Source organism: Pseudomonas fluorescens (genome assembly GCF_902497625.1).
Taxonomy (GTDB): Bacteria; Pseudomonadota; Gammaproteobacteria; order Pseudomonadales; family Pseudomonadaceae; genus Aquipseudomonas; species Aquipseudomonas fluorescens_BQ.
This window is the reverse complement of sequence record NZ_CABVGX010000030.1, coordinates 1-14,723: the sequence shown is the minus strand read 5'-3', so window position 1 is coordinate 14,723 and position 14,723 is coordinate 1. Positions and strand designations below refer to the sequence as shown.

Genomic DNA, 14,723 nt, shown 5'->3' with positions numbered 1-14,723 from the left:
TCAAGTCGCTTCCTGAAAATCTATTTCCGGCGGTTGACGTCGGAATCCACCGGTCAACACCGCGAGGTACACCACGCCGATCGCCAGCCAGCTCAAGCCCAGATAAATCGCCAGATGATCGAGGCTGACCATCAACCACAGGTCCGCCGCCAGGCCGATGAAGGGGAACAGGAGAAACAATGCAAATTCGCGCAGTCCTTTCTTCTCGCCGCCGATCCAGTAATGAAAAATCACCGACAGGTTGACCAGGCTAAAGGCAAGAAACGCACCGAAGTTGATGAACGAAGTCGAAGTGGTCACATCCAGTTTCAGCGCCAGCAACGCAATCACGGCGCAGAGCAGGATGCTATTGACCGGCGTGCCGAAGCGTTCGTGCAACGTGCCGAAGAACGATTTCGGCAGGACGCCGTCGCGGCCCATGGCGAACAATAACCGTGAACCGCTGGCCTGGGCGGAGAGACCCGAGGCAAACTGGCCGACGATCAGGCCGATCAGAAAGATCGACACGAACAGGTCACCGCCGATGTTGCGGGCAATTTCATAGGCGGCCGAATCGACGCTGTCGAACTGGAACGAGGGATGAGCGATCTGCACGAAGTACGACACGCCGACGAAGATCAGGCCGCCAATCAACGTGATCAGCATGATCGCCCGTGGAATGGTCCGGCGTGGATCGCGGGTTTCTTCGGTCAGGGTGCTGACTGCATCAAAGCCTAGAAACGAGTAACAGGCGATGGCCGCGCCGCTCATGATCAACGGCATCTGCATGTCGCCGTTGAAAAACGGTTTGATCGACCACAACGGCGTACTCGCGTCGCCACCAATGTAGTGAACGCACAGCGCGATGAAGGCGATCAGCACCAGAAACTGCACGAGCATCAGCAAAGCGTTGATGCCGTTGGCCAGCTTCAGGCCGACAATGTTGATCGCGCTGGTGATGCCGATGAACGTCAGCACCCAGATCCACTGGGGTACGCCTGGAAATGCCGAATGCAGATACGCTGCGCCGATCAACCAGATCGCCATGGGCAGAAACAGGTAATCGAGCAGCACCGCCCAGCCGGCAATGAATCCGAGTTTGGGGCTGATGGCTTTGCGTACATAGCTGTAAGCCGAGCCGGCAACCGGGAATGCGGCAGCCATGCGAGCGTAGCTCATGGCGGTGAAAAACATTGCCACCAGTGCCGCAAGGTACGCGGCGGGCACCATGCCGGCGGTGGATTGAGCGAGAATGCCAAAAGTGCCAAGCACGATGATTGGCGTCATGTAGGCGATGCCGAACAGCACCACCGAGCCTAATGAAAGGGTGCGTTGTAAACGAGCCATGAGCGACTACTCCGAATTTTATTGGATTTATGGCAGAGCCGAGTTCGGCGCAAAATTTCGGGTGTTGCGTTTGTTGTTCTTGGGTCAAGCGCAAACAGTTGTGTCGTAGCCAAGGCCCCATCGCGAGCAAGCTCGCTCCCACACTGGATCTGAGTCACAACATCAATCCCTGTGGGAGTGAGCCTGTTCGCGATGGCGAGGTTGGAAACACATAGAATCAGGATCAACCCCGAGGGATCAGCAACTCCCGCAACCCACCGGCGTGCTCAACGATTTCCCCCGGCAACTTCAGGCGCTGATCATCCAGATATCGGTAATGCTGCCGCGCCGCGTTCAGCTGACTGAAGTTCAGCTCTACGACAAACTGTCCTTCATCACGCCCGGCCTCGAACAGCAACGTCCCCGACGGATCCACCAGTGCGCTGCCACCGGCGAAGACCAGTCCGCCATCGCCCTCTGCCACCCGATTGACCATCAGCGCAAACGCCTGATTCTCCTGCGCGCGGGCCATGATTGCGGTGCGGTGCGTCGGCCCGTACGGGTCCATGTTGCCGTTGGTGACGATCAGCAGTTCGGCGCCCAGTTGCGCCAACGCGCGCGCAGTTTCAGGAAATTCGATGTCGTAGCAGATCAGCAAACCGACGCGCACGCCGTTCCATTCGCACGTGGCGTAACGGTCACCGGCCTCGAACACGCCACGGTCTGACGCCCAGAGGTGCGTCTTGCGGTATTTCAACGCGATACCATCCGGGGTGATCAACAGCGTGGTGTTGTAAAAGCGGCCGTTATCGTTTTCGGCCATACCGATGACCACCGCTATGTTGCGTTCACGTGCCGCCGCTTGCACCGCACTGACGGTCGGGCCATCGAGTGGCTCGGCGGTTTCGCTCAATGCTTGCAGGGACGGGAAACCCATCAAGTGAGTTTCGGGAAACACGATCATTTGCGCGTCGGCGGCGCAAGCGGCAATCGCCGCCAGTGCACGTTCCAGGTTGTACGCCGTGTCGTTGTCACGGCCGGCCAATTGGGCCAGTTCGACTTTCATGGGTAGTCCTTGTTATCTGCGCCGGGGTGGCAGAAAGATTGCCCGGCCGCTGTCTGTGCGCCAGTATGCGCAGCAAGTAACCGGCCAGGGAATCACGCGGCCGGGGTAACCCGATAGGGGTAGAAGCATGACACTTTCACTGGATGACATCGCTTGGCACCGTTCGGTCGGGCAACTGATCGACGCGCTCGACAAGCCCAACTTCTGGACGCAATTGGTGCGCCTGCTGGATCAATACGTGCCGTTCGACAGTTGGGTGGCGCTGCTTTTCAGCGCTGACCGGCACCCGCAAGTGTTCGCCGAATGCCCGGGGGCGGACGGCAGCCCGGATCAGCTGTTCCAGGATTATTTGCGCGGTTTGTATCTGCTCGACCCGTTCTATATCGCCTGCCGCGAACAGTCGCGCACCGGGCTTTATCGCTTGTCGGAAGTGGCGCCTGAGCACTTCGAACTGACCGAGTACTATCAGCGATACTTTCGTGTGAATGTGGTCGCTGACGAAATCCAGTTTAATTGCCAGCTCGAAGGCGACCGTACGTTATGCCTGTCGCTGGGCAGCAGACAGCGCTTCAGCAGTGAACAGATTGCCTTGTTGTCGCTCATCCAGCCGTGGGTGCTGGGCCTTCTGCGTCAACGTCTGCCTTATGAAATAAACGAGGTTGTCGCACTCGCGCCCGCCCCGGTCCATAACGACTGGCGGGTCCAGCTGGAAGCATCGGTGCAGCAGCTCAAAGGCGCGCAATTGACTGCCCGCGAACTGGATGTCGGACGGTTGATGCTCAGCGGTTGCTCAAGCAAGGAAATCGCCCGCAAGCTGGAAATCTCTGTCGAAACCGTAAAGGTCCACAAGAAACACATGTACAGCAAGCTGGGCATCAAATCGCAGTCCGAGCTTTTTTCGATATTTCTGCAGGCGCAGAACGCCTGAATGCCTGAATGCCTGCAATCAGTGTGGGAGCCGGGCTTGCTCGCGATAGCGGTCTGCCTGCTACGTCAATGTTGACTGAACCAGCGCTATCGCGAGCAGGTTCGCTCCCACAGGATTTCTGTCTCCATGCACCTGTTGTGTTAAACGCAGTCAAGTCCGAACACAAGGAAACCTTATGAGCCTGTCACTCCTGAGCCGCTACGCCTTTTTTGCCGCTTGCGTGATCTTCACCCTCGCGAGCCTGCCATTTCTGGCGCACGACTGGCTCTGGCCGATCACAATGGTCACCGGCATCCTCAGCCTGATCGGCTTGTTCGACCTGCTGCAAAGCCCCCACGCGGTGCGCCGCAACTACCCGATCCTGGGCAACATCCGATATCTGGTGGAAGGCATTCGGCCGGAAATCCGCCAATACCTGCTCGAGTCCGACAGCGATGCCCTGCCCTTCTCGCGCGCGCAGCGCTCGCTGGTGTATTCGCGAGCCAAAAATGAAAGCGCCGATAAACCCTTCGGCACACTGATCGACGTCTACCAGTCGGGTTTCGAGTTTATCGGCCACTCCATGCGCCCGGCGCCATTGAGCAATCCCGACAGTTTCCGGGTGATCGTCGGCGGTCCGCAATGCACACAGCCTTACTCCGCGTCAGTGTTCAATATCTCGGCGATGAGTTTCGGCTCGCTGAGTGCCAACGCCATTCGCGCGTTGAATCAGGGCGCCAAACTCGGCGACTTTGCCCATGACACCGGCGAAGGCAGCATCAGTGCCTATCATCGTGAAAACGGTGGCGACCTGACCTGGGAACTGGGCAGCGGCTATTTCGGCTGTCGCACCGCCGACGGTCGTTTCGATCCAGAACGCTTCGCCGCCCAGGCGCAGACACCGCAGGTGCGGATGATCGAAATCAAGATGAGCCAAGGCGCCAAGCCCGGCCACGGCGGCATTCTGCCCAAACACAAAGTGACCAAGGAAATCGCTGAGACCCGCGGCATCCTGATGGGCGAAGATTGCATCTCGCCGTCACGCCACAGCGCATTTTCCACGCCGATCGAATTGATGCACTTCATTCAGCAACTGCGCGAGTTATCTGGCGGTAAACCGGTGGGTTTCAAGTTCTGCCTGGGCCACCCGTGGGAATTCATGGGCATCGCCAAGGCCATGCTGGAAACCGGGATTCTTCCGGACTTCATCGTCGTCGACGGCAAGGAAGGCGGCACCGGCGCGGCGCCAGTGGAGTTCACCGACCACATTGGTGTGCCGATGCGCGAAGGTTTGCTGTTCGTGCACAACACCCTCGTCGGGCTGAACTTGCGGGACAAGATCAAACTCGGCGCCAGCGGCAAGATCGTCAGCGCGTTCGACATCGCCAGCGTTCTGGCGATCGGCGCCGATTGGGCCAACTCGGCGCGGGGCTTCATGTTCGCCATCGGCTGCATCCAGTCGCAAAGTTGCCACACCAACAAATGCCCGACTGGCGTCGCCACTCAGGACATACTTCGCCAGCGCGCGCTCGTCGTCCCGGACAAAGCCCAACGCGTTTTCAATTTCCATCGCAATACCCTCAAGGCGCTCGCAGAAATGCTCGCTGCGGCCGGGCTGGATCACCCTTCGCAACTGTCAGCCAAGCATTTGGTGCGGCGCATGTCGGCGACCGAAATCAAGTTGTTCTCGCAGCTGCATGTGTTTCTGAAACCGGGTGAACTGCTGACCGGTGAGGTCAACGGCGAGTTTTATTCACGGATGTGGCAGATGGCGCGGGCGGACAGTTTTGAGCCCAACGAGGTAGCTGCTGCCTGAAACCCCACTGGCGTAGATTTGTAGGCAGATGAGCCCGCACGGCGGTGGTAGAGACATTCAGTAATAGCCGTTTTTTTGCAATTCTCTGCAATTCGCGCCACCCTGCGCGCCGCCGATGTGCGGCGAGCAACCTTTGGCATCGCCTGGCACCTATGGTGAAGGCGCTTGCCCACGTTCGCCTGACACCTGTGGTGAGGGGCCTTGCCCCGTTCGCCTGGCACCTGTGGCGAGGGGCCTTGCCCCCGTTTGCCTGGCACCTGTGGCGAGGGGGCTTGCCCCGTTTGCCTGGCACCTGTGGTGAGGGGGCTTGCCCCGTTTGCCTGGCACCTGTGGCGAGGGGGCTTGCCCCCGTTCGGCGGCGAAGCCGTCGTAAACCTGCTTGCACGATATGCCTGAAACCAACGACTCATTACTCAACACCCGTTCACGAGCCCGCAGCCATGACGTCTGAACGCGATCACCGAATCGACTTTTTTCGAGGCCTGGCGCTGATCTTCATTTTCTGGGATCACGTGCCGCACAACCCGCTGGGGCAAATCACCCCGCGCAATTTCGGCTTCAGCGATGCCGCCGAGATCTTCGTGTTTCTCGCCGGTTATGCGGCCGTTCTGGCTTACGGGAAAATCCTTCAGCGCGACGGTCATCTGATCGCCTGTGTGAAAATCCTGCGCCGCGCCTGGGTGCTTTATGTGGTGCACATTTTCCTGCTGGCGATGCTCATGGGCATCGTGTTTTTCGCCAACAGCCACGTGGAGACCCGCGATTTGGTCGAGGAAATGGGCCTGCAGCACTTCATCACCAATCCTCAACAGGCGCTGACGGACGAGTTGCTGCTGCGCTTCAAACCGAACCTGATGGACCCGCTGCCGCTGTACATCGTGCTTCTGGCTGGCCTGCCGTTGGTGCTGCCGTTGATGATGCGCAACGCCTGGGCGGTGGTTGCGGCATCAGTGACAGTGTATTTGCTCGCGCCTGCGTTCGGCTGGAACCTTGCGGCGATCAAAGACGGCGTGTGGTATTTCAACCCGGTGACGTGGCAGTTGCTGTTTGTGCTGGGCGGATTTGCGGCGATTCAGGGGCAGCGACCACGCTTGCGGGAGATTCGTCCTGTGTGGCGTCAGCCGCTATTTATAGCAGCGGCGTCGTACGCGTTGGTGACCGGGATCATTACGCTGCTGTGGCGCTGGCCGGACATTCACGACGCGTTGATGCCGGCGAGTCTGAGTAATGTGTTGTACCCGATCAGCAAGACCGATCTGTCGCCGGTACGCCTGCTGCACTTCCTGGCGATCGCTTATGTCACTGCAAAGCTTTTGCCGGACACTGGCTGGACGCAAAACTGGCTGGCACAGCAGAGTTGTCGCATGGGGCGCTATTCGCTGGAGATTTTTTGCCTGGGTGTGCTGCTGGCGCCGTTGGCGGATATGGTCAATGCGATGACCAATGATGCTGTTGTCATGCAGGTGATGACGGCTCTGGTGGGTGTCTGGTTGATGGCGTTGCTGGGGGCATGGCTTGATTTCAATAAGCGCTTGAATCGATCGCTGAGTGCCGTGCCGGCGTGAAGATGGCGGATACTGGTTCCGCTACTTGTACGCATATCCTGTAGGAGCCGAGCTTGCTCGCGATGGCTTTGTCTTGGGCGACCTAGGTTTTGAGGGTGTACATATCCGTTGCTGCGGTCAGGGCTGCTATCGGTTCCGCTTTTACAGCGGGTCACTTGGAAGAGCGCCAAGTAACCAAGCGCAAGCGCCCCTGACGTACGGTGGCTCGCCTAGGCTCGCCATACCCTCGCTTCGGTCCTGCTCCGTGGGCCCGCCGCCATCGGCCATCCATGGCCGGGGGCGGCTAACCCGGCATCCTTGCCGGGTTGCCCACTGCGCAGAACCTGCGCTCGGCCTTCCGACGGGGCAGATCAAGATCAAGATCAAGATCCAAAGCAAAGCAAAGCAAAGCAAGGCAAAGCAAAGCAAAGCAAAGCAAAGCAAAGCAGCTCACAAATTTCGTCTGCGAGACCCATTCAGCCCGTCGCACCACAGGACCTGTAGCAGCTGGCGCAGCCTGCGTCCGGCTCGGACCGCGATCGGATGCAGCAGTCGTCGTCGATCCCGAGCATGGGGTTATCTATTCAACCGCGCCGCATGATTTGCGACTGCTGCGTCCGATCGCGGCCCGAGCCGGACGCAGGCTTCGCCAGCTGCTACAGGGATTTGTGTGGTGGCGGAATACCGCGAGCCAGGTCGGCTATCAGGCCGCCTCGGCGGCTGTGGCGGTTAGCGTCCCGTCGGGAGGCTGAGTGGAGGTTCTGCGCAGTGGGCAACCCGGCATGGATGCCGGGTTAGCCGCCCCCGGCCATGGATGGCCGATGGCGGCGGGCCCACGCAGCAGGACCGGAGCGAAGGCATGGCGAGCCTAGGCGAGGCACCGGACGTCAGGGGCAAGAGCACTTGGTTACTTGGTGTCGGGCCGCGCAGGCTCTTCCAAGTGACTCGCTGTAAGAGCGAAACCAATATCAGCAGCAACCTCAGCAACGGATATGTAAACCAGCAAAAACCAAGCCGCCCAACACGTAGCCATCGCTGACAAGCCAGCGCCCACAATGGACCGATCACGCCGCCCTCTGTGAACAAATTCCATCCCCCAATCCACAAAAAAGCCCCAGCCAAGGACCAAGGCTCATCACCGAACCCGCTCAACTCAATCCCGCAAATCCGACTCATGAATCGGCTGATCCCGATGCGTGGCCCGCTGATACTGCGCCGGCCAAATCGCCTTGCGCCCACCCAGATCATCATCCGCATGCAACGCCCAATACGGATCGCGCAACAACTCACGCGCCAGGAAAATAATGTCCGCCTGACAGGTTCGCAAAATATGCTCAGCCTGCGCCGGCTCGGTAATCATCCCCACTGTCCCGGTTGCCATACCCGACTCTTTGCGCACGCGCTCGGCAAACCGCGTCTGATAACCCGGCCCCGTAGGAATCTCCGCATTGGCCGCAGTGCCACCCGAAGAAACATCAATCAAGTCCACGCCCAGATCCTTCAGCCGCCGCGCCAACTCCACAGTTTCATCCGGATTCCAGCCATCCTCCACCCAATCGGTAGCCGACACCCGCACGAATAGCGGCAACTCCTCAGGCCATACCGCACGCACCGCTTCCGTCACCTGCAGCACCAGGCGAATTCGGTTTTCAAATGAACCGCCATAGTGATCGCGGCGCTGATTGCTCAGCGGCGAAAGAAATTGATGCAGCAGATACCCATGCGCCGCATGAATCTCCACCACTTTGAAACCCGCCGTCAGGGCCCGCTTCGCCGCATCGACAAAAGCCTGGATGACGTCGGCAATCGCGCCCTCGTCGAGTGGCGTGGGCTGAGTATGCTGCGGGTCGAAGGCAATCGGCGAGGGGCCGACCGGGGTCCAGCCACCGTCGTCCGGTTTGACGCTGCCATGCTTGCCCAGCCACGGCCGGAAGGTACTGGCCTTGCGCCCGGCGTGCGCCAGCTGAATGCCAGCCACCGCACCTTGCGCTGAAATAAAGCGAGTGATGCGTTGCAGAGGTTCGATCTGTTCGTCGTTCCACAGACCGAGGTCCTCGGCCGTGATACGACCCTCGGCAGTGATCGCCGTAGCTTCGGTGAAAATCAGCCCGGCGCCGCCGACAGCGCGACTGCCGAGGTGGACCAGGTGCCAGTCATTGGCCAGGCCATCGACGCTGGAGTACTGACACATGGGCGACACTGCGACGCGGTTAAGCAGGGTCAATTGGCGAAGTGTGTAAGGTTCAAGCAGCAGACTCATGGGGCACCTCTCGAATCAGTGGGCAGGCTCCAGGGTTCTGTTTGAAAAGTCGACAAGTGACAGGAAAGAAGGCGCAGCACCCGCCCCCGCGGGCAAAACATTCGACAAGACGTCACAAGGATTTCAAGCAGTGCTTAGAGCCTAGTCGACATCGGGGGATGAGCGAGGGTTCATAGAGATTCGGTGTGAGGGAAATCACTTTCGCGGGCAAGCCCGCTCCCGCAGTGGATCGGCGTCGTGCACAAAACCAACGGGGAAGCGGGCTTGCTCGCGAATGGGGTCAACGAGGCTCGATATGAGCAATCATCAACTGCACGGTTTCATTCCCGCGAAATTCGTTGAGGTCCAGCTTGTACGCCAACTCCACCCATTTGATGGTCGGATTGGGCCACACCTCGCGGTCGATGCCGAACGCGATGCCGTCCAGTTTCACCGCACCGCATTCGCTTTTGAGCACCACTTTCAGGTGTCGCTCGCCGACCACTCGCTGCTCGACCAGCTGAAACACGCCATGAAACAGCGGCTCCGGAAAATGCTGGCCCCATGGCCCGGCATGCCGCAGCGCGCGGGCCAGTTCCAGATGGAACTCCTCCACGGCCAGCGTGCCGTCCGAGAGCATCCTTCCGGTCAGGTCTTCCTCGCGCAACTGCCGACGCACTTCTGCATCAAATGCTTCGGCGAACAGCGGAAAATTCGCCTCTGGCAGGGTCAGACCGGCCGCCATGGCGTGCCCCCCGTATTTGCTGATCAGGTTAGGATGCTGCGCCGCCACCACGCTCAGGGCGTCGCGGATATGGAAGCCCTGAACCGATCGTCCCGAGCCTTTGAGCAGGCCGTCTCCCGCATCAGCGAAGGCAAAGGTCGGACGGAAATAGCGCTCTTTCATACGCGAGGCGAGGATACCGATGACGCCCTGGTGCCATTCGGGATCGAACAGGCACAAGCCGAACGGCATCGAATCCACCGGCAAATCCTTGAGCTGAGCCAGCGCTTCGCGTTGCATGCCCTGCTCGATGGATTTGCGATCCTGATTCATGCCGTCAAGCTGCGCCGCCATTTCCCGCGCCAGCGCTGCGCTGTCAGTCAGCAGGCATTCGATGCCCAGACTCATGTCATCCAGCCTGCCTGCCGCATTCAGGCGCGGGCCGAGGATAAAGCCCAGGTCGGTGGACGTAATGCGCGCATGATCACGCTTGGCCACTTCCAGGATCGCCTTGATGCCTGGCCGCGCACGCCCGGCGCGAATCCGCTCCAGCCCCTGATGCACCAGAATGCGGTTGTTGGCGTCCAGCGGCACCACATCGGCGACGCTGCCCAAGGCCACCAGATCGAGCAACTCACCGATGTTCGGCTGCGGCGTGTTGTCGTACCAACCGAGGCTGCGCAATCGCGCACGCAAGGCCATCAGCACATAAAAAATCACCCCGACGCCGGCCAGCGCCTTGCTCGGGAACTCACAGCCTGGCTGATTGGGATTGACGATGGCATCGGCCAGCGGCAACTCGTCGCCGGGCAAATGGTGATCGGTGACGAGCACCTGAAGCCCAGCCAGTTTCGCAGCGGCCACACCTTCGACACTGGAGATGCCATTGTCGACCGTGATCAGCAGCTGCGGGGTGCGTGTGAGCGCCACTTCGACGATTTCCGGTGTCAGACCGTAGCCGTATTCGAAGCGGTTTGGCACCAGATAATCGACATGAGCCGCGCCCAGCAACCGCAGGCCCAGTACGCCAACGGTACTGGCCGTGGCGCCATCGGCGTCGAAGTCGCCGACGATCAGAATCCGCTGACGCTGCTCCAGTGCAGTCACCAGCAAATCAACCGCGGCATCGATGCCTTTGAGTTGCTGGAACGGGATCAACCGCGCCAGGCTCTTGTCCAGTTCGGCTTCAGACTGCACGCCCCGCGCCGCATACAAGCGGGTAAGTAGCGGCGGCAGATCACCGAGAAATGGCAGGGTGTCGGGCAACAGGCGAGGTTCGATGCGCATGGGGTGACAGGTGCTTCTCTTCAAGACGTAGGATAAAACCGATTGAAGCGGCGAAAATCAGCCGCGTTCGCCGCTCAGCCACTGCAACTGTACTTCGTGTTGACCACGATCGTCGGTGACGAACATCGTCCCTTCGCTGATCATCACATCCCACTTGATAACACGCGGCATGTCTTTGGCCAGGGTTTCGAGGATTTCCTGAGGCACGGCCGCGATGTGCACATTCTTCAGGTTCTTGATTGCCGGGATCACTTTGGTTTCCCAGACGCGCAGGCTGCCGTAGGCCAGCAGACTGGTGCGCTCGGTACGCCGCGAACACCAGGTCAGACGGTCGGCGTCAGGCTGGCCGACTTCGATCCAGTGAAGAACGCGATCGTCCAGACTCTTTTCCCACAGGGCAGGCTCGTCCACGTCTGACAGACCACGGCCAAACGACAGCTGCTCGTTGTACCAGAAGGCGTAGGCCAGCAGTCGCACAGTCATGCGTTCTTCGGTTTCCGAAGGGTGGCGGGCAATGGTCTGCTTCACGTTCTCATAGACGCTACGGTCGAGGTCGGTGAGGTTCAGTTCGAACTTGTAGGTGGTGGACGGCTGGGCCATGAACGGGCTTCTTGATACGTGGAAAGGCGGCAAGTCTAACCGATGCAGCGGACAATCATCGAATAGAAGGCGATCAAGCCCGAGCGACTGACGACAGGCTGTGCTAAAACCCTCTACCAGCCAACCATTGCCCTACAGGATCCAGCATGCCGCTCACCGCCAAACCGCTCTCAGGCCTGAAAGTCATCGAATTGGGCACCTTGATCGCCGGCCCCTTTGCCTCGCGCATTTGCGGCGAATTCGGTGCCGACGTGATCAAGGTCGAGTCGCCCGACGGCGGAGATCCGTTGCGTAAATGGCGCAAGCTGTATGAAGGCACGTCGTTGTGGTGGTTCGTCCAGGCACGCAACAAGAAATCCCTGACGCTGAACCTGAAGCACCCTGAGGGTCTGGCCATCCTCAAGAAGCTGCTGAGCGAAGCCGACATTCTGATCGAGAATTTTCGTCCCGGCGTGCTCGAGAAACTCGGCTTGGGCTGGGACGTTCTGCACGCCCTCAATCCGAAACTGGTGATGGTGCGCCTGTCGGGATTCGGTCAGACCGGTCCCATGAAGGACCAGCCAGGTTTTGGCGCGGTCGGCGAATCCATGGGCGGCCTGCGTTACATCACCGGTTTCGAAGACCGCCCGCCGGTACGCACCGGAATTTCCATCGGCGATTCGATCGCCGCGCTGTGGGGTGTGATTGGCGCGCTGATGGCGTTGCGTCATCGCGAGGTCAATGGCGGTCTCGGCCAAGTGGTCGACGTGGCATTGTATGAAGCGATCTTCGCGATGATGGAAAGCATGGTCCCGGAGTTCGACGTGTTCGGGTTCATCCGCGAACGCACCGGCAACATCATGCCCGGCATCACGCCCTCCTCGATCCACACCAGCGCCGACGGCAAACATGTGCAGATTGGTGCCAATGGCGATGCGATCTTCAAACGTTTCATGCTGATCATCGGCCGTGAAGACCTCGCCAACGATCCCCTGCTGGCCAGTAACGACGGCCGCGACAGCCGGCGCGACGAGCTCTATGGCGTGATTGATCGCTGGGTTAATTCGTTGCCGCTGGACACCATCATCGAGCAATTGAATCAGGCCGAAGTGCCGGCCAGTCGTATCTTCAGCGCCGAAGACATGTTCAGCGATCCGCAGTATCTGGCGCGGGAAATGTTCCTCAAGGCAAAACTACCGGATGGCAAAGATTTCAAGATGCCGGGCATCGTGCCGAAACTGTCTGAGACACCCGGCAGTTCGGAATGGGTCGGACCGCAGTTGGGCGAACATAATGCGCAGGTACTCCACGACCTTGGCTACGACTTGGACCAGATCGCGAAGCTTCGTACAGACGGAGCCATTTAACCTGAGACGCCTGCTTGCCCGCGCAATGCTTGGCCAGCGTGCGCTCGCCGTTTTTTTTCTGCTCGCCACGCCGACTTCGTCAGCGGCGCAACCCAAAGAAACGCTCGTCTGGTTACTGCGCGATCTGCCGCCGCTGATGATTTTCGAAGGGCCGGAAAAAGGTCGCGGCGTCATTGATCAATTGTTGCCGTTGCTGATTGCGCGGATGCCGCAATACCAACACACCCTGATGCGGGTGAATCGCGCGCGCGGTTTGCAGATGCTTCAGGAGCAGACACTCACCTGCGATGCGGCGCTGAACCGGAGCAAGGAGCGCGAACAGTGGATTGCCTTCACCGCCCCGGTTTTTCTAGCCATGAGTAACGGCCTGGCAGTGCGTCGCTCCGATCAGGAATTTTTGAAACCGTTCATCAAGGAAGGCGCAGTCGACCTGGCGGCGCTGCTGGCCGATGGTGGCGAAAAGCTCGGCATCATTGCCGAGCGCAATTATGGCGAACATCTTGATGCCCTGCTCAAACAGGCTCCGGCCAACTCGCTGATTCTGCATTACGGTAACGATGCCCTTGGCAGTCTGTTGCAGATGCAGCGCCTGAGTCGTTTGCGAATGCTCCTTGGTTATCGACCGGAAATCCGCTACCAGGCCCGGCAGCAGGGAATTGCAGAGGACGAACTGCAGTTTTTTCCGATTCGCGACACAGGCAAATACCTCTCCGGCTACATCGGCTGCAGCGCCACTGCACGAGGTAAGCAGGTTGTACGGGAAATTGACCAACTGCTGCGGACCCTGCCTCGCACACCTGTGAGCGAGGCCTACGCGGCTTGGCTCGATCCTGAGAGTCGACCGGATTATCTGGAAACCAGCAGGTTGTTTTTTGTCCAGCAGGAGGGACATTGGTAAATCGCAGACAAAAGAAACCCCGAGAAGTGGGGAGACAACTCGGGGTTAAACGTGGTCTACATAAAGACCAGTAACGACAGGCCACAAACAACGGAGCACAATGCTTGATCCCGTCGTTACATGCTCTGACTGACGTCAGCGCCGGAAGTTTCGTGAAATAAACAATTCAGTTAGGGCCGGCCAGCGCCTTGTTCTGAGCGGCATTGCGCAACGCTGCGATGACGCAAGGTTCCAGGCGTCCTTCGGCAATCATCAGGTCGCGACGCAAACCATCGACCACATCCGTGAGCAGGCGTTTGTCGCTCAGTTGTGCCTGGTTGAATTCGCGCTCGACCACGATTGCGCCTGTTGAGCTCTTGAGTGTCACGAGGCATTCGCCCTGCGCGCCCGACGGTGTCAACGAAACCTGATACGGGCTCAGAGCCTCACCGAGCAATAGACTGATACTTTCCATCTCGATCACCACTCAATAGTCCGAAAACAATGTGCCTGGGGCGTGTCCACAGTAAATGACCACCGGGCCGTAAGGAAAGTTCTGGATTCGCGCTGTGAGCGCATCGATGTGTTTGGTTGACTGAGCATGCATGGTGAATATGACAGGGAGAAAACAGTGGCTGCGTGGTGTGTTTTGCTCTGGTGGAATCGAGTCCGCTGGCGATGGCGATAGGTCTGGCGACCATCTCCTTGCGCATGCACCATGACCAACCAGAGGAGCTGAGCTTGCTCGCGATGGCTTTGTCTTGGGCGACGTAGGTTTTGAGGGTGTACATATCCGTTGCTGCGGTCAGGCTGCTATCGGTTCCGCCCTTACGGCGGGTCACTTGGAAAAGCGCCAAGTAACCAAGCGCAAGCGCCCCTGACGTACGGTGGCTCGCTAAGGCTCGCCATACCCTCGCTCCGGTCCTGCTCCGTGGGCCCGCTGCCATCGGCCATCCATGGCCGGCGGCAGCTAACCCGGCATCCATGCCGGGTTGCCCACTGCGCAGAACCT

The 14,723-nt window shown here is 59.4% G+C and carries 11 protein-coding genes; 5 read left to right on the top strand and 6 right to left on the bottom strand.

Going from position 1 to position 14,723, the window contains the following annotated elements:
* Together F8N12_RS18210 and F8N12_RS18205 are read right to left on the bottom strand one after the other, a co-directional pair.
* Nucleotides 1-1,326, bottom strand: coding sequence for an APC family permease (locus F8N12_RS18210; RefSeq protein WP_150581709.1), 1,326 nt, complete (start codon nt 1,324-1,326; stop codon nt 1-3).
* Nucleotides 1,327-1,549: 223 nt separating this feature from the next.
* On the bottom strand, nt 1,550-2,371 hold the full coding sequence (locus tag F8N12_RS18205) for a carbon-nitrogen hydrolase family protein (RefSeq protein ID WP_150581708.1): 822 nt from the start codon (nt 2,369-2,371) through the stop codon (nt 1,550-1,552).
* A gap of 127 nt (nt 2,372-2,498) precedes the next feature.
* On the opposite strand from F8N12_RS18205, the gene F8N12_RS18200 reads away from it, so the two are divergent.
* From F8N12_RS18200 to F8N12_RS18190, 3 genes are all read left to right on the top strand, one after another.
* Nucleotides 2,499-3,299, top strand: a complete 801-nt coding sequence (locus F8N12_RS18200) for a helix-turn-helix transcriptional regulator (protein WP_150581707.1) — start codon at nt 2,499-2,501, stop codon at nt 3,297-3,299.
* 175 nt (nt 3,300-3,474) lie between these two features.
* Entirely contained in the window at nt 3,475-5,094 is a 1,620-nt protein-coding gene (locus F8N12_RS18195) for an FMN-binding glutamate synthase family protein (protein WP_150581706.1), read from the top strand.
* Nucleotides 5,095-5,534: 440 nt separating this feature from the next.
* The gene (locus F8N12_RS18190) at nt 5,535-6,659 is read left to right on the top strand and encodes an OpgC family protein (protein ID WP_150581705.1); all 1,125 of its coding nucleotides are present in this window, start codon (nt 5,535-5,537) and stop codon (nt 6,657-6,659) included.
* A 1,132-nt stretch (nt 6,660-7,791) separates the two neighbouring features.
* Here F8N12_RS18190 and F8N12_RS18180 read toward each other — a convergent pair.
* The 3 genes from F8N12_RS18180 to F8N12_RS18170 all read right to left on the bottom strand — a co-directional run bounded on the left by F8N12_RS18180 (nt 7,792) and on the right by F8N12_RS18170 (nt 11,488).
* Nucleotides 7,792-8,898, bottom strand: a complete 1,107-nt coding sequence (locus F8N12_RS18180; RefSeq protein ID WP_150581703.1) for an NADH:flavin oxidoreductase/NADH oxidase — start codon at nt 8,896-8,898, stop codon at nt 7,792-7,794.
* Between the two features lie 280 nt (nt 8,899-9,178).
* Complete coding sequence (gene recJ, locus F8N12_RS18175; RefSeq protein ID WP_150581702.1) at nt 9,179-10,888, bottom strand: single-stranded-DNA-specific exonuclease RecJ; 1,710 nt, start codon at nt 10,886-10,888, stop codon at nt 9,179-9,181.
* A gap of 57 nt (nt 10,889-10,945) precedes the next feature.
* Entirely contained in the window at nt 10,946-11,488 is a 543-nt protein-coding gene (locus F8N12_RS18170) for a YaeQ family protein (RefSeq protein WP_150581701.1), read from the bottom strand.
* A gap of 146 nt (nt 11,489-11,634) precedes the next feature.
* Between F8N12_RS18170 and F8N12_RS18165 the strand changes: the two genes are divergently transcribed.
* Both F8N12_RS18165 and F8N12_RS18160 read left to right on the top strand, forming a co-directional pair.
* Nucleotides 11,635-12,834 (top strand): CaiB/BaiF CoA transferase family protein, encoded by a 1,200-nt coding sequence (locus F8N12_RS18165; protein WP_150581700.1) that lies wholly within the window; start codon nt 11,635-11,637, stop codon nt 12,832-12,834.
* A 25-nt stretch (nt 12,835-12,859) separates the two neighbouring features.
* The gene (locus F8N12_RS18160) at nt 12,860-13,732 is read left to right on the top strand and encodes a TIGR02285 family protein (RefSeq protein WP_224787724.1); all 873 of its coding nucleotides are present in this window, start codon (nt 12,860-12,862) and stop codon (nt 13,730-13,732) included.
* 166 nt (nt 13,733-13,898) lie between these two features.
* On the opposite strand, the gene F8N12_RS18155 is transcribed toward F8N12_RS18160, so the two are convergent.
* Nucleotides 13,899-14,186 carry a DUF3509 domain-containing protein gene (locus tag F8N12_RS18155; protein ID WP_150581698.1) on the bottom strand — a complete coding sequence of 96 codons (288 nt, stop codon included), beginning with the start codon at nt 14,184-14,186 and terminating at the stop codon, nt 13,899-13,901.
* Nucleotides 14,187-14,723: the final 537 nt, after the last annotated feature.